This is a genomic window from Leisingera sp. CC-HEC093 (assembly GCF_059429195.1).
On record NZ_JCAIJR010000001.1, the window covers coordinates 3,796,017 to 3,815,972 of the forward strand.

21 protein-coding genes and 3 tRNA genes are annotated in these 19,956 nt (G+C 61.3%); 15 read left to right on the forward strand and 9 right to left on the reverse strand.

Annotated features, from left to right (window positions below; genetic code table 11):
* Nucleotides 1-90: 90 nt before the first annotated feature.
* Nucleotides 91-1,026: a LysR family transcriptional regulator gene (locus AC5STB_RS18635; RefSeq protein ID WP_495444275.1), complete on the forward strand. Its 936-nt coding sequence runs from the start codon at nt 91-93 to the stop codon at nt 1,024-1,026.
* Nucleotides 1,027-1,062: 36 nt separating this feature from the next.
* Nucleotides 1,063-1,138 (forward strand) — tRNA-Ile (locus AC5STB_RS18640).
* Between the two features lie 369 nt (nt 1,139-1,507).
* Here AC5STB_RS18640 and AC5STB_RS18645 read toward each other — a convergent pair.
* Nucleotides 1,508-2,827, reverse strand: a complete 1,320-nt coding sequence (locus AC5STB_RS18645; RefSeq protein WP_495444276.1) for an ATP-binding protein — start codon at nt 2,825-2,827, stop codon at nt 1,508-1,510.
* 81 nt (nt 2,828-2,908) lie between these two features.
* Here AC5STB_RS18645 and AC5STB_RS18650 point away from each other — a divergent pair, with 81 nt between their 5' ends.
* Nucleotides 2,909-3,826, forward strand: coding sequence for an MBL fold metallo-hydrolase (locus AC5STB_RS18650; protein ID WP_495444277.1), 918 nt, complete (start codon nt 2,909-2,911; stop codon nt 3,824-3,826).
* Nucleotides 3,827-3,893: 67 nt separating this feature from the next.
* Nucleotides 3,894-3,968, forward strand: a tRNA-Asn gene (locus AC5STB_RS18655).
* A 193-nt stretch (nt 3,969-4,161) separates the two neighbouring features.
* On the opposite strand, the gene AC5STB_RS18660 is transcribed toward AC5STB_RS18655, so the two are convergent.
* Nucleotides 4,162-4,725, reverse strand: a complete 564-nt coding sequence (locus AC5STB_RS18660; protein ID WP_495444278.1) for an exopolysaccharide biosynthesis protein — start codon at nt 4,723-4,725, stop codon at nt 4,162-4,164.
* A gap of 345 nt (nt 4,726-5,070) precedes the next feature.
* Here AC5STB_RS18660 and hutC point away from each other — a divergent pair, with 345 nt between their 5' ends.
* Together hutC and AC5STB_RS18670 are read left to right on the forward strand one after the other, a co-directional pair.
* A complete protein-coding gene (hutC, locus tag AC5STB_RS18665) occupies nt 5,071-5,775 on the forward strand; it encodes a histidine utilization transcriptional repressor HutC (protein ID WP_495444279.1) in 705 nt (234 codons plus the stop codon).
* A 259-nt stretch (nt 5,776-6,034) separates the two neighbouring features.
* Nucleotides 6,035-6,109, forward strand: a tRNA-Asn gene (locus AC5STB_RS18670).
* A gap of 151 nt (nt 6,110-6,260) precedes the next feature.
* On the opposite strand, the gene dmdD is transcribed toward AC5STB_RS18670, so the two are convergent.
* Together dmdD and AC5STB_RS18680 are read right to left on the reverse strand one after the other, a co-directional pair.
* On the reverse strand, nt 6,261-7,067 hold the full coding sequence (gene dmdD / locus AC5STB_RS18675) for a methylthioacryloyl-CoA hydratase (RefSeq protein ID WP_495444280.1): 807 nt from the start codon (nt 7,065-7,067) through the stop codon (nt 6,261-6,263).
* 53 nt (nt 7,068-7,120) lie between these two features.
* Entirely contained in the window at nt 7,121-8,842 is a 1,722-nt protein-coding gene (locus AC5STB_RS18680; RefSeq protein ID WP_495444281.1) for an acyl-CoA dehydrogenase family protein, read from the reverse strand.
* A gap of 143 nt (nt 8,843-8,985) precedes the next feature.
* Between AC5STB_RS18680 and AC5STB_RS18685 the strand changes: the two genes are divergently transcribed.
* On the forward strand, nt 8,986-10,011 hold the full coding sequence (locus AC5STB_RS18685; RefSeq protein WP_495444282.1) for an AraC family transcriptional regulator ligand-binding domain-containing protein: 1,026 nt from the start codon (nt 8,986-8,988) through the stop codon (nt 10,009-10,011).
* 14 nt (nt 10,012-10,025) lie between these two features.
* Here AC5STB_RS18685 and AC5STB_RS18690 read toward each other — a convergent pair whose 3' ends face one another.
* A complete protein-coding gene (locus tag AC5STB_RS18690; RefSeq protein WP_495444283.1) occupies nt 10,026-11,255 on the reverse strand; it encodes a cytochrome P450 in 1,230 nt (409 codons plus the stop codon).
* A 162-nt stretch (nt 11,256-11,417) separates the two neighbouring features.
* Between AC5STB_RS18690 and AC5STB_RS18695 the strand changes: the two genes are divergently transcribed.
* The 3 genes from AC5STB_RS18695 to AC5STB_RS18705 all read left to right on the forward strand — a co-directional run bounded on the left by AC5STB_RS18695 (nt 11,418) and on the right by AC5STB_RS18705 (nt 12,572).
* On the forward strand, nt 11,418-11,765 hold the full coding sequence (locus AC5STB_RS18695; protein WP_495444284.1) for a TfoX/Sxy family protein: 348 nt from the start codon (nt 11,418-11,420) through the stop codon (nt 11,763-11,765).
* 131 nt (nt 11,766-11,896) lie between these two features.
* Nucleotides 11,897-12,067 (forward strand): YqaE/Pmp3 family membrane protein, encoded by a 171-nt coding sequence (locus AC5STB_RS18700; protein WP_495444285.1) that lies wholly within the window; start codon nt 11,897-11,899, stop codon nt 12,065-12,067.
* Nucleotides 12,060-12,572, forward strand: coding sequence for a DUF4112 domain-containing protein (locus tag AC5STB_RS18705; RefSeq protein WP_495444286.1), 513 nt, complete (start codon nt 12,060-12,062; stop codon nt 12,570-12,572). The genes AC5STB_RS18700 and AC5STB_RS18705 overlap by 8 nt, the downstream gene beginning before the upstream one ends.
* A 73-nt stretch (nt 12,573-12,645) precedes the next feature.
* Here the strand turns inward: AC5STB_RS18705 and ndk are convergent, their stop codons facing one another.
* On the reverse strand, nt 12,646-13,068 hold the full coding sequence (gene ndk, locus AC5STB_RS18710) for a nucleoside-diphosphate kinase (RefSeq protein ID WP_495444287.1): 423 nt from the start codon (nt 13,066-13,068) through the stop codon (nt 12,646-12,648).
* Nucleotides 13,069-13,270: 202 nt separating this feature from the next.
* On the opposite strand from ndk, the gene AC5STB_RS18715 reads away from it, so the two are divergent.
* From AC5STB_RS18715 to AC5STB_RS18735, 5 genes are all read left to right on the forward strand, one after another.
* Nucleotides 13,271-13,546 carry a hypothetical protein gene (locus tag AC5STB_RS18715; protein ID WP_495444288.1) on the forward strand — a complete coding sequence of 92 codons (276 nt, stop codon included), beginning with the start codon at nt 13,271-13,273 and terminating at the stop codon, nt 13,544-13,546.
* Nucleotides 13,547-13,618: 72 nt separating this feature from the next.
* Nucleotides 13,619-15,466, forward strand: a complete 1,848-nt coding sequence (locus tag AC5STB_RS18720) for an ABC-F family ATP-binding cassette domain-containing protein (protein ID WP_495444289.1) — start codon at nt 13,619-13,621, stop codon at nt 15,464-15,466.
* A complete protein-coding gene (locus AC5STB_RS18725) occupies nt 15,463-16,083 on the forward strand; it encodes a MarC family protein (RefSeq protein ID WP_495444290.1) in 621 nt (206 codons plus the stop codon). Before AC5STB_RS18720 ends, AC5STB_RS18725 begins: the two co-directional genes overlap by 4 nt.
* A gap of 44 nt (nt 16,084-16,127) precedes the next feature.
* Nucleotides 16,128-16,709: a retropepsin-like aspartic protease family protein gene (locus AC5STB_RS18730; protein WP_495444291.1), complete on the forward strand. Its 582-nt coding sequence runs from the start codon at nt 16,128-16,130 to the stop codon at nt 16,707-16,709.
* A 64-nt stretch (nt 16,710-16,773) separates the two neighbouring features.
* The gene (locus tag AC5STB_RS18735) at nt 16,774-17,232 is read left to right on the forward strand and encodes a globin domain-containing protein (protein ID WP_495444292.1); all 459 of its coding nucleotides are present in this window, start codon (nt 16,774-16,776) and stop codon (nt 17,230-17,232) included.
* A 20-nt stretch (nt 17,233-17,252) separates the two neighbouring features.
* Here the strand turns inward: AC5STB_RS18735 and AC5STB_RS18740 are convergent, their stop codons facing one another.
* The 3 genes from AC5STB_RS18740 to AC5STB_RS18750 all read right to left on the reverse strand — a co-directional run bounded on the left by AC5STB_RS18740 (nt 17,253) and on the right by AC5STB_RS18750 (nt 19,911).
* Nucleotides 17,253-17,804, reverse strand: coding sequence for a CHAP domain-containing protein (locus AC5STB_RS18740; RefSeq protein ID WP_495444293.1), 552 nt, complete (start codon nt 17,802-17,804; stop codon nt 17,253-17,255).
* A gap of 166 nt (nt 17,805-17,970) precedes the next feature.
* Nucleotides 17,971-18,429, reverse strand: coding sequence for a DNA polymerase III subunit chi (locus tag AC5STB_RS18745; protein WP_495444294.1), 459 nt, complete (start codon nt 18,427-18,429; stop codon nt 17,971-17,973).
* A gap of 6 nt (nt 18,430-18,435) precedes the next feature.
* Nucleotides 18,436-19,911 carry a leucyl aminopeptidase gene (locus AC5STB_RS18750; RefSeq protein ID WP_495444295.1) on the reverse strand — a complete coding sequence of 492 codons (1,476 nt, stop codon included), beginning with the start codon at nt 19,909-19,911 and terminating at the stop codon, nt 18,436-18,438.
* Nucleotides 19,912-19,956 lie beyond the last annotated feature (45 nt).

The window sequence follows — 19,956 nt, forward strand, 5'->3', positions numbered from 1 at the left end:
TACTCCTGTGCACCGGACTTAAACACCCGTTTTTCCGGCTTACAGCCTGGCAGAACCAATAACTGTTATTAGCACCTCTTATAGGCAGACATGGACAAGCTTACTCTTCTGGAGACATTCACCGTCGCCCTGGACGAAGGCAGCCTGAACCGGGCCGCCCAGCGCCGCGGCATTACCCAATCGGCGGTCAGCCAGCAGATCAAACAGTTGGAGGCGCTGATGGGCCAGCAGCTGCTGCACCGCACAGCCAAGGGCATACACGCCACCCGCGCGGGCGATCTTGTCAACAGCCACGCGCAAACGCTGCTAAGCGGGTACAACCGCATGGCAGCAGAGGTGGACGCGTTGGAGGGCAGCGTCTCCGGCACATTCCGTATCAGCGTGAACTCCTTCCTGGGGCGCAGCGTGATCGGCCCGATGCTGCTGGACCTGAACCGCACCTATCCCGACCTCAACATCGTGATGCGGTTGGAGGACCGGCTGGTCGATGTGGTGCGCGAGGGATACGACCTGGCAATCCGCACCGGGCAGCTGGGCGACACTGACGGCTTCGGCCGCAAAATCGCCACTCTGGAAACCGTGCTGTTTGCGACCCCAGACTATCTGGATCGCCAGACACGCCCGCAAACACCAGAGGAGCTGAAGCGGCTCAAGTTCATTCAGCATCACGAGGACCAGACCCGCGGCTTCTTCCCCCTGCGCCGCGACGGGCAGGAGTATCCGGCGCCGGTGCAGGTGGGTTTCACCGCCGATGACCCGGAGCTGATCATGCGCGCGGTCAGCAGCGGCTCCGGCTATACCCGCGCGCCCCGCTTCATGGTGGAAGAACAACTGGCCAGCGGAGAATACGAACAGGTGCTGCCGGGTTATGAGGCGCCCTTAAAAGACGTGTTTGCGGTTTACCCCTCCCGCCGCACACCAGACCGGCGCCGGGATCTGACCATCGAGCACACAGTGGCCCGGCTGGAGGCCCTGCTCCGGCCCCCGGTCGCGGAAACGCCCGGGCCTACTGCAATCACCGCTTGACCTTGTCCGTCCCATTTCCTAACCACGGACCATGGCGGGCCTGTAGCTCAACGGTTAGAGCAGAGCGCTCATAACGCTTTGGTTGCAGGTTCGAATCCTGCCGGGCCTACCATTCCTCCCTGCCCTTTCACCGCCACTGCTGCGCGAACGCAACACATCATCCGCTGGAAGCACACCCCCGGCGCCGCAACCTGACAATGGAACGGTAACGGCGGGAAACACTAAGACTGCCCCAGCAGACGCTCGCAGCCCCACTTCTGTTAGGCAGCCTGGGCCTAAGCACCACCGTTAGAGACATCGCACCAGGCAGCAAGAACCTGGTCAATGCCGCTTCAGCAGTTGAAGCCGGATTCAGCACCTTGCCCAAGGAGTTTGCCTACGCTGGTGCAATCACCGCCGGATGGTACGCGGCCTATGCCTCCGGCAACGAGCGAAAGCCCTTCCCCGGCAAGGGGCCAAACGCTGCTTTCCTGAGGCAGGATCAGCGGGCGATGACGATGTCTGCTTTCAGCCCCCCGAGGTCGGTGCTTTCCCCCAGCCGCAAAGTGCCGCCGTGCGCGCGCGCTGTATCGGCAACGATAGCCAGACCCAGACCCACACCGGATCCCCGGTCTTGATTGCGGGCCGGATCCAGCCGGGTAAAGGGCCGGACCGCATCGCCCCGCTGATCCGCCGGGATGCCGGGCCCGTCGTCCTCCACCCGGATCCGCATCGACCGGTCAGTCAGCGCGACGGAAACCCGCGCACGGGTTCCATAGCGCACCGCGTTTGAAATCAGATTCTCCACCGCCCGGCGCATCGGCTGGCGGCGCAGCATCACCTCGCCCGTGCCAGTCAATTCACCCAGCACCACCTGTTTTTCCTGACGCTGCCAGCCGCTGACGATATCGCGGACCAGCTCATGCGGGTCCACCGGCTCGGGCTCGCTGACCGCGGCACCGCGGGAGAAATCCAGAAACGCATCCAGCAAAGCCTGCATCTCGTCGACATCGCGCAGCATCGGCGCCGCGTCTCCTTCGTCAAGCATCGCCAGCTCCAGCTTCATTCGCGTCAACGGCGTTCGCAAATCGTGACTCACTCCCGACAGCATCAGCGTGCGTTGCTCAATCTGACGCTCAATCCTGGCCCGCATGTCCAGAAATGCGCTGCCAGCCGCCCGCACCTCGGTTGCGCCGGCAGGGGAATAGGGCACTGCCCGGCCCCGCCCGAAAGCCTCTGCCGCATCGGCCAGCCGCTTAATCGGGCGCAACTGGTTTCGCATATACAGGAAGGAAATCAGCATCATGAGAAAGCCGAACAGCATCATAGTGACAATCAACTGATGCGGCGCCGCCGCGGTCACCCGGCGGCGGTCAAAGCTAAGCTTCACCAGCCCGTTCGCGGTGCCGAAGTAAACCTGAACCACGCGGTCCGGCAAAAACCGCGCCGCCAGAAAGTTTGGAAAAGTTTTCTCCAGCTCCTCGCGCACCACCCGGCCGGAAAACTCGATCAGGCTGAACTCATCTTCCGGCAACGGCGCACCCGGCGGCAAGAACTGTGCCTGCATCTGCAACGGTTGCAGCACCGGCAGAATCTGCGCCAGCGCCGCCTCCTGATCCGGCGCAGCATCCGCTATCTGGCGCAGCAGCTCCATTTCCCTCTGGATAGTGGCCGTCATTTGCACGGTCACATCCTCCAGGTCGCGCTTGATGAACACGACAGAGATCACGATCTGCAGTGTCACGATGGGCACAACCAGAATCAGGGCCGCTCTGGCGTAGAGGCTGCGCGGCATATAACGTTTGAGCCATTTGAAGAACATGGGCTAAGCCTATAGGGCGCCGGGGAAAGAGGAAAGATTGTCCGCGCCGCATTAACCAGGAACGCAGCAACAGGCGGAACCATGCAGGCACTGAATGACTTTAACCCGCAACTTGGTCTTGCCGAGGAGCTGGAGCCGGGCCTGCGCCGCATTCTGGCCCCGAATCCCTCGCCGATGACCTACCGAGGCACCAACACTTACATGCTGGGCAGCGGCGGGCTGGCGGTGATCGATCCAGGGCCTGAATCGGAAGCGCATCTTGCCGCGATCCTCGCAGCGGTTCAGCCGGGCCAGAAGATCACCCATATCATTGTGACCCATAGCCATCTGGACCATTCGCCGCTGGCCCGCGGCCTCAGCCAGGCCACCGGCGCGCCAGTCTACGCCTTCGGCGGGCCGCAAGCGGGACGCAGTGCCGTCATGTCCCGGCTGGCCGCAGACGGGCTGGCGGACGGTGGTGAAGGCATCGACCTTGCCTTCTCTCCGGACACCGCCTTGGCCGATGGCGAGGTAATCGCCGGCGATGGCTGGGAACTGGAAGTGATCCACACCCCGGGCCATCTTGGAAACCATATTGCCCTAGCCTGGAATGATGCCTGCTTTACCGCCGATCACGTAATGGGCTGGGCAAGTTCGCTGGTGTCGCCGCCGGATGGCGACCTCACCGACTTCATGGCCTCCTGCCGCCGCCTGCGCCAGCGCGGCTGGCGGGTCTTTCATCCCGGACACGGGGCGCCGGTTGCCAATCCTGTGGAACGGCTCGACTGGCTGATTGCCCATAGGGAATCGCGCGAGGCAGCAATTCTGGAAACCTTGTCCCAGTTTCCCGCCACTGCCCGCACCCTGGCCGAAACAATCTACACTGAAACCCCGCCCGCATTGCTGAATGCCGCCGAACGCAATGTATTTGCCCACTTGGTGGACCTCACAGGCCGCGGGCTGGCGAAGCCGCGCGGCGCCTTGTCAGCCGCTGCGGTTTTCGAACTGCGCGGCGGCTAATTTTTTCAGAAAACTTCCGCGGCCCTCTGGACGCCCAATTCGCAGAGCGTTATACGGCACGAACCGTTCCGGCGTAGCTCAGCGGTAGAGCAGTTGACTGTTAATCAATTGGTCGTAGGTTCGATCCCTACCGCCGGAGCCAACCTCCCCTCTAAGAGGTTGGAAATAAGCGACAAAGCGCTCCGTTTTGGAGCGCTTTTGTTTTTTGCTCCCGTCGTCAATAAAAGCAATCTTACGGTACCTTTGGCCGCAAACAATGCCGCCAAATACAAGGCAGCACTTGCAGCTACTGGTTTATAGCGCAATGGAGAAGATACGCTCAAAAGACCGCAAAATCAGTGCAGCAGGCTGGTTGCGCCGATTAGGATTGACGCGGCGACAAACACGGTCAGCGCGATCGAAAGTATCCCAGCGACGGCTCCCGCCAGCACAATCACCCCGTCCCGCTCGACCAACCCGATGCTTGTCACAAACAAAGCAAGGGCAGGAAACCAGCCGCTGAGCGGCAATGGCACAAACAGCGCCAAGGCAACCAGCAGCAGCAGGCACCCGATCAATTGTTCACGCCTCGGCTGGAAGACAGCAGGAAGGCGCGGCCGGGCAATCCGTTCCAGCCGCCGCGAAACCGGGCGCAGGCGCAGAACAATCCGGCGCATCGCGCCGCCGGATATACGGATCCGTGCAAGCCGCCGCGGCAGCCGGACATTGGAAAAACCCAATGCGAGCTGTGCGCAGAAGATCAGAAGCGGGATGGCAGTGATAAGCGTGGCCCCAGGCGGCAACGGCAACAGGTTGACCAGGCACGCCAGCAGGATGGCCCAGCCGAAGGACCTGTCGCCCAACTGCTCCAGAAATGTTCCCAGAGACACCTCATGGGCGTCCTGATGATCACGGATCACCTGCAACAGCATAAAGGAAAGAGACCGCTTTCTGACCAGCCTCGCGGTACCGGGGAAAGGGCAACCTGGAATTGCTTTCAATCTCGCCTCGCAACATGGACTACGCCGGCCCCCTGCTTACCGCCTTACTGCAGCCGCAACAACTGGATTATCCGGCCGCCTCACCTATCGGACCGCCCGCAGCGCAGCCGCACGCCGGGCCTTTGCCATTAGCCCGGTTGGTTGGCCGCCTGCCGTAAGCAGCTTCAATGCTCCGCTGCCTGCTAGACATCCTGCTTTGCCCCATGCGCTTTATGTGTATATATAATAGCATTAACACACCTTAATGCAGGCAGCAGGCAAATAATGGCGGCACCCAGAGAAAACATGAGCTACCGCGACATCAAACAGGTGGTTCTTGACCGGATCCACAACAAGATCTGGGCGCCGGATAGCTTGCTGCCCAGCGAAACCGACCTCGCAGAGGAATTCTCCAGCACCCGCACCACCGTCAATCGGGCTCTGAGGGAATTGGCAGAAGAAGGTTATCTGGAGCGGAAAAGGAAGGCGGGCACCAGAGTTTTGAATGCGCCGATCAGAAAGGCGCAGTTCGCCATTCCGCTCATCCGGGATGAAATTTCCGGAACCGGATCCAGCTACCGGTACTCGCTGGTGGACAGAGAGATCATGCCGGCACCCGCGTGGCTTTCGGCCAGAATGAATATCGCACAGGGCAAAGATGTGCTGCACCTCCGGTGTATGCATTACGCCGGCAATGCGCCCTTTCAGTACGAGGTGCGCTGGATTGTGCCGGACAGCATTCCCGAGGTTCTGGATGCGGATTTTTCCCAGTCCGGCCCCAATGACTGGCTCGTGCAGAAAGTTCCGTTCACAAATCTGGAGCTGAGCTTCCTGGCAACCAAGGCCGACCAGTCCGTGGCGGAATTTCTGGACGCCCAGACAGGGGACCCCATTTTCACCACCGAGCGCATCACCTGGCTGCGGGGCCAGCCAGTCACACTAGCCAAGCTGTTCTTTGCGCCGGGTTACAAGATGACGACTCACCTTTAAGGTCTCTGAAAAACAGCCCCCGACTGCTCGCCCCAAGGCCAAGGGTGGCCTGTCTGCCTGCCGCAGCAGCTTCTCTCAACGGCCCTCTCTCCCCGCAAAGGACCACCGCGAACACCAGCGCAGCGCCCGCAACCCGTCCGCTTCCGGCCTGCCCGCAACGCTTGTTTTCTGGCGGCATACTGGAGGGCAAAAAAAATCCCGCTTGATGAGGATTTCCTCTGGACGCCGCAAGTTGGAAACCCTATACGACGCCACATGTTCCGGCGTAGCTCAGCGGTAGAGCAGTTGACTGTTAATCAATTGGTCGTAGGTTCGATCCCTACCGCCGGAGCCAAAGAATTCAAGAGCTTAGCGATACATCGCTAAGCTCTTTTCTTTTGCGCTGCAGACAAGCCAAGTAACCGCCAGTCCGGCAACACCCCTCTTTTGTGATGCCTGAGTGCTGCCGCCAGGCTGCCCTTTTCCCGGCGGCGCGCATTGCGGTATCAGCTGTTGGGACGCACCCGTGCCGCGGTTTTATTTGCAAAGGCCTCCAGCCGCTCCCGCGCGGCGGGCTGGGTGTTCACCACACCAGCCACAACAGCCTCCGCATAGGCCGCGTCCATGCCTGACATGTTGTTCAGATGGCTGATCGCCGAGCAGATAGCATAGTTGGTCAGCGGCAGGTTCTGGGCGACTTTGTCAGCCAGCTCCAGCGCCTTGTCGAAACTGGAACCTTCGGTGATGTATTGTGCCAGCCCCAGGTCAACCGCCTCCTGCCCCTGATACACCCGGCCGGTCAAAATCATGTCGATCATCCGGTATTTGCCGATCATGTCAGAGACGCGGATGGTAGCACCGCCGCCGGTGAAGATGCCGCGCTGCCCCTCAGGTAGCGCAAAGTAAGTGCTCTGATCCATCACCCGGACATGCGCGGCGCTGGCCAATTCCAGACCGCCGCCGACGACCGCGCCCTGCAGTGCAGCGATAACCGGTACCCCGCCGTACTCCATCTTGTTAAAGGCTTCATGCCAGCGCAGGCACACATGCATGAAGTCATCGGGGCTGCGGTCTTCCTTCCAATGCTCGACCAGATCAAGGCCGGCGCAGAAGTGGTCGCCCTTCCCGGCCAGCACTACGGCCTTCACGCCGTTGCGATGGGCATTGCTGAAGAAGCTGACCAGTTCCTCGATGGTCGCGGTATCCAGCGCGTTGCGCTTGGTTGGCCGGTTCAGCCAGACGATGCTGACGCCATTGTCCCGCTGTTCAATGTCCAGGTTTTCATAAGTTTGCGCGTTTGCAGCTTGGGTCATGGGTCTGGCCCCTTCCTTTTTGTCCGGCACACATCGCCGTTGTTATTTATCGTTCAAAGATGGAGCGCCGCATCACTCAGGCTGGCGCTGCCCTCGGTTATCCGGACACTTTCAGCACCGCACTCCACCAGGATGTGCTGGGCATAGAAGACCGCGGTTGCGATCTTCTGCACCATAAAGTCCGTGTCCTTGCCCTGATCCAGCTTGGTGCAGGCCGCCAAAACGGACCGGCCCAACTGCCATGCGACGGCAAGATTACCCGTGAGCATCAGGAAAGGAACACTGCCGCCATAGGCAGCATTCGGATCCTTCGCTGCGGTGTCCAGCAGCCAGGCCAGGCTGGCTTCAAACATCTTGCGCGCTTCGCCCAGGCGCTTTGCCACGGCCTGTGCCTGCGCACCGCCTTCCCGCAGGGCATCTTCGGTCTCCTGCACCAGCCCGGCAAAGCGGCGGGCGGTTGCGCCGCCGTCCCGCAGCACCTTGCGGCCAAGCAGGTCGTTTGCCTGGATCGCAGTCGTGCCTTCGTAGATCGGCAGGATCCGCGCATCGCGGTAGAACTGCGCAACGCCGGTCTCCTCGATGAAGCCCATGCCGCCATGCACCTGCACACCAAGCGAGGTGACCTCCACTGATCGTTCGGTGCAAAAGCCCTTGACCAGCGGCACCAGGAACTCAGCCATGTCTACCGCGTCAGAGCTGTTCTGCCCGGCAAGCTCAAGCCAGCCCGCGGTGGCAATCGCCAGGGCGCGCCCGCCCTCGGTCAGCGCCCGCATCCGCAACAGCATCCGCTGCACGTCCGGGTGCCGGATGATCGGCGCGGCGTCCTTGGTGCTGCCGTCAACCGGGCGGCTCTGCACACGCTCTTGCGCATACTGCAACGCATGCTGACAGGCCCGTTCCGACACGGCGATCCCCTGCACACCAACGGCAAAGCGGGCAGCGCGCATCATCACAAACATATACTCCAGGCCGCGGTTCTCCTCGCCGACCAGAAATCCGGTTGCCCCGTCATATTCCAGCACTGCGGTCGGACTCGCGCGGACGCCCAGCTTGTGCTCCAGGCTAACGCAGGTGACCGCGTTGCGGCGGCCCAGCGCGCCATCCTCCTCCACCAGGAATTTCGGCACGATGAACAGGCTCAGCCCCTTGGGACCGGCCGGTGCGCCCGGAGTGCGTGCCAGCACCAGGTGAATGATGTTCTCTGTCAGCCCGTGCTCGCCGTAGGTGATAAAGATCTTGGTCCCGGAAACCGCATAGGTGCCGTCCCCAGCAGGCTCCGCCTTGCAGCGCACCCGCCCCAAGTCGCTGCCGGCCTGCGGTTCTGTCAGGTTCATGGTGCCGGACCACTGGCCGGAAATCATCCGCTCCAAATACCGCTGTTTCTGCGCATTCGATCCGGTCAGCAGCAGCGCCTCTACCGCGCCATCAGTGAGCAGTGGACACAGGCCGAAACTCAGGTCGGAGGCATTCAAAATCTCTGTTGCGGCGGCTGCCGCTGATCGCGGCAGCCCCATGCCGCCGAATTCTTCCGGGTGCGGCAGGCTCTGCCAACCCATCTCGGCGAATTTCGCATAAGCCTGCACATAGGGGGCAGGCAGCACAGCTTCTGTCCCCTCCAGATGCGCTCCGACTGCGTCACCGGTCCCGGACAGTGGCGCAATGACGTCTGAGCAGAAACGCCCCAGACCCTCCAGTGCCGCTTCCATGTCCGCAAGATCAATACCGCCAGCTAAGGCCGCTTCCGGAATGGCTGACAGATGTTCAATATTGAACATGATATCGCGAATGGGCGCCTGATAGGTCATTTCCGTCACTCCGGATTACTGTTCTTTTATGCCGGATACGCGTTGCAAGATGGCAGCTCCACGTCCATTACAGACAATACCCTTTCCAAAAGTGACAAACCAGCCGAGCGCACATGCACATTCCCGCACCGGACCCGTCAAACCTTGCAACAGTTTCGCCGCAGTTTGCCGGGGATTGGATAGACGCGCTGCGGCAGTGCTGCGCGGACGAACAGCTCGCGTCCTTTCTGCAACGGGCGGGAATGCACCTGTCTGGAGGGCGGCCAGCCCATCGGGTCACCCTGGATCAGATCGTCCGGCTCTATCAGATCGCTGCCGTTGAAACCCATGATGAAATGACCGGCCTCTGGAGCCGCCCCATCCGTCCCAGAGCGCTGCAGCATCTTTTGACCACGGTCCGCGAAGCCGGGACACTACCCGCCGCCCTGCACCGGTTTTCCACCTTCTGGAACCTGCTGCTGGACGATTACCGGCTCGACCTGACAGAAAACCGCACCAGCACCGGCCTGCAGCTGGCGCCGCGGGGTGAGCCGCCGGTGCAACGGTTTGGCCACATGCTGATCCTCAAGCTGGCGCATGGGCTGTTGTCGTGGCTTGCTGGCTATGAGGTGCCGGTCCGGGCCGTGCACTTTGCCTTCGAACGGCCCGGATTTGCCCACGATTACGCGGTCATCTTTCCTGCGCCGGTCAGCTTCCAGGCACCTTATTCCTCGATTGTTTTTGAAACTGGCGACCTTGGCCTAACCGGGTCCCGCAGCAATGCGGAGTTGAATGAGTTTCTCGCCCGGGCCCCCCGCGACTGGATCTTCACCGGGTTCCGCGAACACACCCAGTCGCTAAAGGTGCGGGAATTTCTATACCGGACCAGCTGGGAAAGCTGCCACTTGGACGATGCGGCTCAGGCACTGAAGATCACTCCCAGAACGCTGATGCGGCGGCTGGGTGCGGAAGACACCTCCTTTCAAGCAATTAAGGACGGATTGCGCCGCGACCTGGCAATCCGCGATCTGCAGACCGGCCAGAAAAGCATCGAAGAAATATCTCAGGACATCGGATTTTCCTCTGCCGCAAACTTTCACCGGGCATTCCGCCGCTGGACCGGCGCGCCGCCAAGCGCGTATAGATCACCGGCTGGTTGACGGCAGACGTCGTTTTAACCCAACTCCGCAGGCAGGGCCGCATAGCCGCGGAACCGGATCCGTCCGCCCGGCGCCCGCCCCGGCAGTAAGCGGTAGTCCGGGAACCGGCGCAGCAGGCGTTCAATGGCAATCTTGCCTTCAAGCCGTGCCAGCGTCAGCCCGACGCAGACATGCGGCCCGCCAGCAAATGCCAGGTGCCGGTTCGGAGTCCGGGTTATGTCGAAACATTCTGAGTTTTCAAACACCTCAGGATCGCGGTTCGCCGCCCCGATCAGCAGATTCAGGTTGGTTCCCGCCGGCACCCGGATCCCGCCAATTTCCGCCTCTGCGGTGGTTTCGCGGTTGCCTAGCTGATTGGGAGACCGGAACCGCAGCATCTCCTCTACCGCGGACTTGATCAGCTCCGGCTCTTCCAGCAGTTTCTGCTTCTGCTCCGGGTGATCATTCAGCAATGCCAGGCCATTGCCGATCAAGTTGGTGGTGGTCTCATGGCCCGCATTCAGGATGAAAATGCAGTTCTGAATCAGCTCGATCTCGCTGAGGGTGCCGTCTGCCCCCTCACCCCGGATCAGCCGGGTCAGCACGTCGGTTTCAAGGTCCCCCGGATTGGCCCGCCGCCGGGCGATCAGGTCCTGCAGATAGGTCTTGAACTCCTCCACCGCGCGGTGCCCGGCTGCCAGCTGCGCCTCGCTCAACGCGGGTTCCAGCGCCCCCAGGATCGCCAGCGACCAGTCACGCAAAGGCGCCCGTTCATCCATCGGCACATCCAGCAGGTTGCCGATGATCTGGATCGGAATGGAGGCCGCGAAATCACCGATCAGATCCACCTTGTCCCGGCTCGTCATGGCCTTCAGCAGGTGATCGACGGTTTCAATCAGCCCCGGCTCCATCCTGGCAATTGCCCGCGGCGTCAGGGCCGATGTCATGATCCTGCGCACGCGTGTGTGTAACGGCGGATCGGAAAACACAAGCGAGGTAGTATGATGCTCAAACAGCGGCGAGCCCGCGCCGTACTTTGGGGCAAACACCCGTTTCTTGTCCGAGGAAAACAAAGTGGTGTCACGGTAAATCCGATCCAGATCCGCATAACGGCTGACCAGCAAGGAGCCATCCGGCTGCGGCAGCACCGCTGCCTCCCGAAGCAAGGCGTCGTAGAATGGGAAGGGATCCGCAACAAAACCCTCTGGCGGGTTAGCCAGATCAAACCCTTCAATACTCACAGGCACATGCGATCCACTGTTCATTCGTAGGCCTCCCACCAGAAACGACGTCAGCGTTTCCGGCACAAATGCGACTGTCAATCACCCATGCCAGCCCGGAACACTGCGTCACACCTGCATTGCGGCAATTACGGACCGGCCGGTTTTTCGCGTGACAACAGCAGGCCCCACAGATAGAAACAAAACATGAACACTTCGATCTCCTCCATCCGCAACCTCGGCCCCGCCTATGAGGAAGCCTGCCACCGCGCGGGCATAGCTTCCGCTGAGGACCTGCGCGCCATAGGTGCCGACGCGGCCTATGCTAGGCTTTTGCAAGCCGGCACCCGCCCGCATTTCATCGGGTATTATGTGCTGGTGATGGCCCTTCAGGGACGCCCGTGGAACGATTGCAAGGGCAAAGAGAAGGAGGAACTGCGCAAACGCTTCGACGCCATCAAGGCGGAGACGCGCCCGCAGCACAGCACGAAGCTTCTGGCGGAACTGGACGCCATCGGCGTGCGCGCCACGGCAGCGGATCTCAAGACGCTCTAACAACTGCCCGTACCGGCCGGATGGTGCCACCCAGCGCCGCCAGAACCACGGTGTGCGTGTTGCGGATGCAACCTTTTCGCAGGTTCAGCCGTTGTACTTGCAACAGAAAGCTCAACAGAGGGAGTTCCGTCATGGACCTGATCCGCATTATCTTCGCCGTTATTCTGCCACCGCTGGGCGTGTTCCTGCAGGTGGGGCTTGGCAAGCATTTCTGGCTGAACATTCTGCTCACGCTTCTCGGTTACATCCCCGGCATCGTTCATGCGGTCTGGGTAATCGCAAGGACGCCGCGCCATGCCTGAACTGCCGAAACACCAGCAACAACAGTTGCAATCCCTTGAACGTCTCGCGCAGCGCATGGACCGCGCCTTCCGTATTCCGTTAATCGGGGTGCGGCTCGGCTGGGACAGCCTCGTGGGCCTGATACCGGGCATCGGCGATACACTCGCCCTGGCCCCCGCCGGTTACATTCTCTACTCCGGCTACCGGATGGGCGCCTCTTCGCCGGTACTGGTGCGAATGGCTGCCAATGTAGGGATCGATACGCTCATCGGCGCGATCCCTCTTGTTGGCGACTTGTTTGACGTGGCGTGGAAATCCAACACCCGCAACACTGCCTTGCTGCGCCGGCATCTGGAGGAGAATGGCAATAAGGGGGAACCGCTCCCCAAACGCCTGGGCCGAAAGAAATTTTCCAGCCTGACCGCCCCGCGGGAACTGCGCTTTTCTCCCGCTTTCGCGGCCAGCCCGGACCGGCAGCGGAAACAGCCTGCGGTCCGGCGCCATCCGCTCGGCTGGCCCAACTAAACACAACATGTAAAACAAAAAGGGGCTGCAACCTGCAGGTTGCAGCCCCTTCTTTAACGGTTAAGCCTGACGCTTAGCCGACCAGCTCAATGCCGGAGAAGAAGTACGCGATTTCGACCGCCGCGGTTTCCGGAGCGTCAGAACCGTGCACGGAGTTTTCGCCAACCGATTCAGCAAACTCGGCGCGGACGGTGCCGGCGGCTGCGTCTGCCGGGTTGGTGGCGCCCATCACTTCGCGGTTCTTGGCGATGGCGTTCTCGCCTTCCAGAACCTGTACAACCACCGGAGCGGAGGACATGAATTCGCACAGTTCGTCGTAGAAAGGACGCTCGGCGTGCACTTCGTAGAACTTGCCTGCCTGCTCTTTGGTCATGTGGATGCGCTTCTGCGCAACAACGCGCAGGCCGGCGTCTTCGAACTTGGCGTTGATCTTGCCGGTCAGGTTGCGGCGGGTTGCATCGGGCTTGATGATCGAGAAAGTGCGTTCCAGTGCCATGGGGCAGACTCCTGTGCTGAAAAGCCGGACATCTTGCCCGGCCCGTTACGAATTGCCGCCCCGATAGCATGGCTCTGTGACAGGATAAAGAGGGGATTGCGCAGCTTTGACGCAGCTGCACTTTCAAGGTTGCAATTATCTTATTATTTTTGTCAGGTACAGCCGCGCGAACAGGTTTTGAAACTTGAAACAAGGTTGAACAATGAAACCTGTATTTACTCTGATCGCCTGCCTCGCAGCAGCCCCGGCCGCTGCCGCAGAAACCGCCATACCGATGACCTACGGCCTGTTCGAAACAGCCATCACCCATACCGATCTCGACAGCTGCCCGGCCCCGCTCGCCAAACCGGACACCTTCTGCCGCGCAACCCTGCGCCATGACGAGATTCATATTTTTGCCTTCAGCCGGAAGGAAGACAATCCGCTGGTCGGCTTTGGCTCCTATTCATTCGATGAACTCGCCAAACATTTGAACTAGTCAGGGCCGCCAGCCGCTGCCAGCTCCCCTCCCCCATTGACAAGACCGCAGCACTGCCGCAGTGCTCTGTTCATGTTACGTATCAGCGATATTTCCTATGCGGTCGAAGGCCGCCTCTTGTTCGATGGCGCCAGCGCCACGATCCCCACCGGGCACAAAGTCGGGCTGGTCGGCCGTAACGGCACCGGCAAGACCACGCTGTTCCGCCTAATCCGCAATGAACTGTCGCTGGAATCCGGCAGCATCTCCCTTCCCAGCCGGGCGCGGATCGGCGGCGTGGCACAGGAAGCGCCTGCCTCGGACGTGTCGCTGATCAATACCGTTCTGGCAGCCGATACAGAACGCGCCGAACTGATGGCAGAGGCAGAGACAGCGCAGGATCCGGGCCGGATTGCAGAAATCCAAACCCGCCTCGCGGACATCGACGCCTGGTCTGCCGAGGCCCGCGCGGCCTCGATCCTGAAAGGCCTGGGGTTTGACTATGAGGCACAGCAGCGCCCGTGCTCCGATTTCTCAGGCGGCTGGCGGATGCGTGTTGCCCTGGCTTCGGTGCTGTTTTCCCAGCCGGACCTGCTGCTGCTGGACGAACCGACCAACTATTTGGACCTCGAAGGCGCGCTGTGGCTAGAAGCATATCTGGTGAAATACCCGCACACGGTGATCATCATCAGCCACGACCGCGAGCTGCTGAACCGTTCGGTGAACGGCATTTTGCACCTCGAGGACCTGGGCCTGACCTTCTACTCCGGCAACTATGACCAGTTTGCCCGCCAGCGCGCTGCCAACCGCGCCAATCAGGCCGCCCTGGCCAAGAAGCAGGACGCCCGCCGCGCCCATCTTCAGGCCTTTGTCGACCGGTTCAAGGCCAAGGCGAGCAAGGCCAAACAGGCGCAGAGCCGGGTGAAGATGCTGGAGAAGATGGAAACCATCCGCGCGCCCGAAGACGCCGCGCGCACGGTGTTCACATTCCCTGAACCCGAGGAATTGTCGCCGCCGATCATCGCCACCGAGGGCGCTTCGGTCGGCTACGACGGCACCACGATTCTCAGCCGGCTGGACCTGCGCATCGATCAGGACGACCGCATCGCGCTCCTTGGCAAAAACGGCGAAGGCAAATCCACCCTCTCCAAGATGCTGTCAGGCCGCCTGGACGTGATGACGGGCCGGATGACCCAGTCCAGCAAGCTGCGGATCGGCTTTTTCGCCCAGCACCAGGTGGATGAGCTGCACATCGACGAAACGCCGCTGCAGCATCTGCAGCGCGAACGCCCCGACGAAGGACAGGCCCGGCTGCGCGCCCGGCTTGCCGGGTTTGGCCTGGGCGCGGATCAGGCCGATACCGCAGTGGGCCGTCTTTCCGGCGGGCAAAAAGCGCGGTTATCGCTGCTGTTGGCCACCCTGCCCGCGCCGCATCTGCTGATTCTTGACGAACCGACCAACCACCTGGACATCGAAAGCCGCGAGGCCTTGGTCGAGGCACTGACCGCCTACTCCGGCGCGGTCATCCTTGTCAGCCACGACATGCACCTCCTCAGCCTGGTGGCGGACCGCTTGTGGCTGGTGTCCGGCGGTACAGTGAAACCGTTTGAGGGCGACCTGCCCGCCTATCGCGATCTGCTGCTGACACGCGACAAACCGGCGGGCAAGTCCAAGACAGAAAAGCCCAAGCGACCGTCCCGCGATGCCATCCTGGCCCTGCGCGCCGAGGTCCGCAAGGGCGAGGCCCGGCTCGAAAAAGTCAGCGATATGCGCGACAAACTGGCCAAGAAGCTGGCAGACCCCGCACTGTATGACGAAGACCGAAAAGACGAAGCCATTGTCTGGCAGCGCAAATATGCTGAAGTGATGGAAGCGCAGGACCGCGCCGAGGATCTTTGGATGAAGGCGGTGGAGAAACTGGAAAAAGCTGAGGCACAATGATTGACACCGCCTTTCTGATCACATCCTTCGTCACCCTGTTTGTCATTGTCGACCCGATCGGCCTGACCCCCGTCTTCATCGCCCTGACCCAAGGCATGTCCTCTTCCCGCCGCCGCTCCATCGCGCTGCGGGCTACCATCACGGCGGCTGTGCTGCTGGCAATCTTCGCAGGTTTTGGCGAAGCGGTGCTGGGCTTCATCGGCATTTCGATGCCCGCCTTCAGGGTGGCCGGCGGCGTCCTGCTGTTCCTGACCGCGCTCGACATGCTGTTCGAACGCCGCAACAAACGGCGCGAAGACCGCAGCGAAGAGGATGATTTCGACGACCCTTCCATCTTTCCGCTGGCAATCCCGCTGATGGCCGGGCCGGGCTCGATCGCCACTGTGATCCTGCTAACCGGCCAGCAGCCCGGTTTCGCAGGGTTTGCCATGGTCATGGGCGTGGTGATCGCGGTGCTGGCGATCCTTCTGGCCATGTGCATGTTCTCCGGCATGTTCGAACGGATGCTGGGCAAGACCGGCATCACAGTTGTCACCCGGCTTCTGGGGATGCTGCTGGCAGCGCTTTCAGTGCAGTTCGTGCTGGACGGGCTGCGCGACTTCGGCTTTGCAGGCTAGTATAACGTCCCGGCCCGCCTACATTATAATCAGGAGGTGAGCGCATGGGCGAATATGAAATCGGGCGGTTTATCTATCTGATCATCCTGCTGGTCGCGGTCGGATCCTGGGTTTTTGTGCAGAACCGCCAAAGCATCGGCAAAACGCTGCAGATGTTTGCCGTTTGGGGCCTTATTTTCCTCGGTGTGATCGCCGCATACGGACTGTGGGAGGATATTCGCAAGACAGTCCGCCCGCAGCAAAGCGTTGCAATTGACGCCGGCCGGGTCGAGGTGCCCCGTGCGCCTGACGGCCACTACTACCTGACACTGCAGGTAAACGGTGCCCCGGTCGAGTTTCTGGTCGATACCGGTGCCAGCCAGGTCGTGCTGAATGAGCGCGACGCGCAAAGCGCAGGCATCGACACAGCCAGCCTTGCCTATCTTGGCCGCGCCAGCACGGCCAACGGCGAAGTACGCACCGCCTCGGTCTGGATTGATGAGATTTCGCTGGGCGGCATCACCGACACTGGTGTCCGCGTCTGGGTCAACCAGGGGGAACTGGAACAATCCCTGCTGGGAATGGGGTACCTGCAGCGCTGGTCCAGTATTGAGATCCGCGACGGTGCGCTGCTGCTGACCCGGTAAGGCCCGCGGGGCACGCCGCCGGGATTGAGGCGGATCAAGGAATTGCTGCCGCATGCCCGCTAGATTGGAAACCAGCAATCCAATCAGAGAGGAGCATGAAAGTCCCGTGACTGAAGACGAACTTAAGCAATTGCAGGACAGCTATAGCAGGCTGAAGGATGAGGCCGGCAAGGCACCTGCGTATTTTTATCGCGCGCTGTTCCGCCATGCCCCCGAATTGCGCCGGATGTTCCGGGAAGACCTGGAAGGCCAAGGCATGAAGTTCATGACCACGCTCGGCGTCATACTTGCCAAGCTGAATGATGAAAGCGCGGTGAGCGACCAGTTCCTGCAACTTGGCAAAACCCATGCCACGCTCGGCGTCATGATCCCCCACTTTGCCCCAATGGAGGAAGCGCTGATCGACACCCTGCAGCATTGCCTCGGCAATGAGATGACACAGGAGTTGGAAGCATTGTGGCGTGAGGCCTTTAAAAAGATTGCCGAACAGATGATCCAGCGCGGCAACATTCCAGGCAGCTGACCCTGGCCCCGTCAGCGGCGTTATCCGTTGCCGGGCTCTGCTGTGATGAAACCGTTGACCGGATACACCCGGCCAAAGGCGCCGGGATAGCTTTCCAGCCGGACCGCGGTCCAGTCGTTCTCTTCAGAGACATCAATCACCGCCATGCCCAGCGAGACCTTGTTGCGGTGCCAGTTGGCGTGGTTGACCCGGATCCTGCGCGCGTCCTCGACCTTGGAGACCACTGCAACATGGCCCAGCGGATTGGATCGCGTTGCGCTGAAGGCCATAACCGAGCCCGGCTGCGGCTCTTGGCTGCGGCTGAAATGGCCCTTGGCCTGCGCCCACCAGGTTTTGGCATTGCCAAAAATCTCAATCCCGCTGGCATTGCGGGCAAAGGGCACGCACCAGACCCGGCGGCCTTTGGACTGCAGATACTGCACTTCCTGAACCGCATACTCCAGCCGCGCGGCTTCAGCTTCCGCCCGGCTCACAGACCCGTTTTGCACATCGCCGCAATTGGCCAGGAGAAGAAGTCCGGCTCCGGCAATAGGAAGCAGCCGCAGCTGCTTGATCGCAAATTGAATTCTCATCCGCCCCCCAGTGTCCTGGTCGCATCATCCGGTTTTCCGGATTTTGATGGCGGAAGGCTTAAAGCCCAGGCGGCTAAAAATCGAGAGATTGTTGCCCAAGTGAAACAATCCATACAGGCCATCGGCAATTTTCTGCCAACAGCCGATGCGGCAACCGGAAATCCGCTTACTTCTCTGCTTTCTTTTCCCAGCGGCCGCTTTCTTCTGACCAGTACTGGGCGGAACAGCCCGCATCAGTCAGGGCCTTCCACTGGCCACGGGCATGCTGCACGGCCTCCGGGTCGGTGCCGTCGAACAGGATGCAGACGCGTTGCAGCGCCTGCACTTCTTCCGCGCTGACGGCAGCGCCATCCACCGCCATAACGCAATCCGGTGTATTCGCCGCCTCAGGCCCTGCCGTCAGCAGGATCGGCTGCAATGCATCATGCGGGCCGCCCGCCAGGCCATGGGCCAGAAAGCTCTCCTCCGGCCCCTGCCACAGGCGGTCATCCAGCCAGGCCAAGCGCTCGGGGTCGCGCCCGCGCACCGCGACGCGCCAGCCCGCCCCGCGCGCCTTGTCCAGCAGCACCGGAAGGGTCTCCTCCAGCGGCCTGCGCGTCAGATGGTAAAAGTAGGCAGCCCCCATGGGTGCTTACTCCGCCTCAAACTTATCCGCGACCAGGCGGTTCAGCGCCATCACGCCCCAGCCGGTCGCGCCCTTGGGCGCATAGTCCGTATCTTTGCTGACCGATGCCACACCGGCGATATCCAAATGGATCCAAGGCATATCGTCCTTGATGAACCGCTGCAGAAACTGCGCCGCAGTGATCGAGCCAGCGGGGCGGCCACCCACGTTTTTCATGTCCGCGATGCGCGACTTCAGCTGCTCGTCATAGGCCTTGCCCAACGGCATCCTCCATGCGCCCTCATCCTCTGTTCTGGCGGCCTTGAGGAAGGCATTGCACAGATCATCGTCGTTAGAAAACACACCTGCGTTTTCATGCCCCAGCCCGATAACAATCGCACCGGTCAGCGTCGCCAGGTCAATCACGCCCGCAGGCTTGAACCGCTCCTGCGCGTACCAAAGGACGTCGCACAGCACCAATCGGCCCTCAGCATCTGTATTGATGATCTCAACAGTGTCGCCCTTCATCGATTTCACGACATCGCCGGGACGGGTCGCGTTGCCGGAGGGCATGTTCTCTACCAGCCCGACCAAGCCAACCACATTTGCCTTGGCCTTGCGCAGCGCCAGCGCCCGCATGGCGCCTGCCACCACACCGGCACCGCCCATGTCCATGGTCATATCTTCCATACCCGCGGCGGGCTTCAGGGAGATACCGCCGGTGTCAAACACCACGCCCTTGCCGACCAGCGCCAGCGGCGCTGCATCCTTGGCGCCGCCCTTCCACTGCATCACCGCGACCTTGGAGGGGCTGTCCGAGCCCTGGCCGACGCTCAGCAGCGTGCGCATGCCCAGCTTCTCCAGATCCGCTTCTTCCAGGATCTCCACCTCCAGCCCTATCTCCGTCATCTCTTCGATGCGACGGGCAAATTCCGTCGTGGTCAGCACATTTGCAGGCTCATTGACCAGATCACGGGTCATATGCACGCCCTCAGCCACCGCCAAAAGCGGCGCGCAGGCGGCCTCCAGCTCCGACGGCGACTTCGTGGCGATCACAAATTCGCCCTCGGACTCTTCCTCTTTCGGCGACTTGTGATTTTCAAAGGCATAGTCCCGCAGCGCCATACCCAGGGCCAGGTCCGCGGCCTTGTTCATGCTTCCAGCCATGACGGTCAGACGCTTGCCTTTGACGCCCTTAACCAGCTTCGCACCTGCCTGCCGCGCTTCAGCCGGAGTCAGCTTGCGCGGCAGCACCAGCACGTCCAGCGCTTCCGCCTGCATGCCAGCGGGCCAGCTGAGGGAAATCACGTCTCCCGTTTTGACTTTCTTGAAGCCCGCCGAGTCGACCAGCCGCGCAATGGCGCCTTTCGCCAGCCGGTTGGCGCTGCGCGCGGCCTGGTCCATGCTGCCTTCCGGTGTCACCATCACCGCCACCCGGCCGGTCATCTCCGCCAGCGATTTGGGATCGTATTCGGCAAAACGGATCGGGGTAAGGCTGCTCATTGTCGCGCGCTCCTGCTGAAATCATTTGGTTCTTGGCACCAGAGG

Coding starts and splice junctions, on each gene's coding strand:
- AC5STB_RS18635 (WP_495444275.1), top strand. CDS start 91: ATGGACAAGCTTACTCTTCTGGAGACATTCACCGTCGCCCTGGACGAA.
- AC5STB_RS18645 (WP_495444276.1), bottom strand. CDS start 2,827: ATGTTCTTCAAATGGCTCAAACGTTATATGCCGCGCAGCCTCTACGCC.
- AC5STB_RS18650 (WP_495444277.1), top strand. CDS start 2,909: ATGCAGGCACTGAATGACTTTAACCCGCAACTTGGTCTTGCCGAGGAG.
- hutC (WP_495444279.1), top strand. CDS start 5,071: ATGGCGGCACCCAGAGAAAACATGAGCTACCGCGACATCAAACAGGTG.
- dmdD (WP_495444280.1), bottom strand. CDS start 7,067: ATGACCCAAGCTGCAAACGCGCAAACTTATGAAAACCTGGACATTGAA.
- AC5STB_RS18680 (WP_495444281.1), bottom strand. CDS start 8,842: ATGTTCAATATTGAACATCTGTCAGCCATTCCGGAAGCGGCCTTAGCT.
- AC5STB_RS18685 (WP_495444282.1), top strand. CDS start 8,986: ATGCACATTCCCGCACCGGACCCGTCAAACCTTGCAACAGTTTCGCCG.
- AC5STB_RS18690 (WP_495444283.1), bottom strand. CDS start 11,255: ATGAACAGTGGATCGCATGTGCCTGTGAGTATTGAAGGGTTTGATCTG.
- AC5STB_RS18695 (WP_495444284.1), top strand. CDS start 11,418: ATGAACACTTCGATCTCCTCCATCCGCAACCTCGGCCCCGCCTATGAG.
- AC5STB_RS18700 (WP_495444285.1), top strand. CDS start 11,897: ATGGACCTGATCCGCATTATCTTCGCCGTTATTCTGCCACCGCTGGGC.
- AC5STB_RS18705 (WP_495444286.1), top strand. CDS start 12,060: ATGCCTGAACTGCCGAAACACCAGCAACAACAGTTGCAATCCCTTGAA.
- ndk (WP_495444287.1), bottom strand. CDS start 13,068: ATGGCACTGGAACGCACTTTCTCGATCATCAAGCCCGATGCAACCCGC.
- AC5STB_RS18715 (WP_495444288.1), top strand. CDS start 13,271: ATGAAACCTGTATTTACTCTGATCGCCTGCCTCGCAGCAGCCCCGGCC.
- AC5STB_RS18720 (WP_495444289.1), top strand. CDS start 13,619: ATGTTACGTATCAGCGATATTTCCTATGCGGTCGAAGGCCGCCTCTTG.
- AC5STB_RS18725 (WP_495444290.1), top strand. CDS start 15,463: ATGATTGACACCGCCTTTCTGATCACATCCTTCGTCACCCTGTTTGTC.
- AC5STB_RS18730 (WP_495444291.1), top strand. CDS start 16,128: ATGGGCGAATATGAAATCGGGCGGTTTATCTATCTGATCATCCTGCTG.
- AC5STB_RS18740 (WP_495444293.1), bottom strand. CDS start 17,804: ATGAGAATTCAATTTGCGATCAAGCAGCTGCGGCTGCTTCCTATTGCC.
- AC5STB_RS18745 (WP_495444294.1), bottom strand. CDS start 18,429: ATGGGGGCTGCCTACTTTTACCATCTGACGCGCAGGCCGCTGGAGGAG.
- AC5STB_RS18750 (WP_495444295.1), bottom strand. CDS start 19,911: ATGAGCAGCCTTACCCCGATCCGTTTTGCCGAATACGATCCCAAATCG.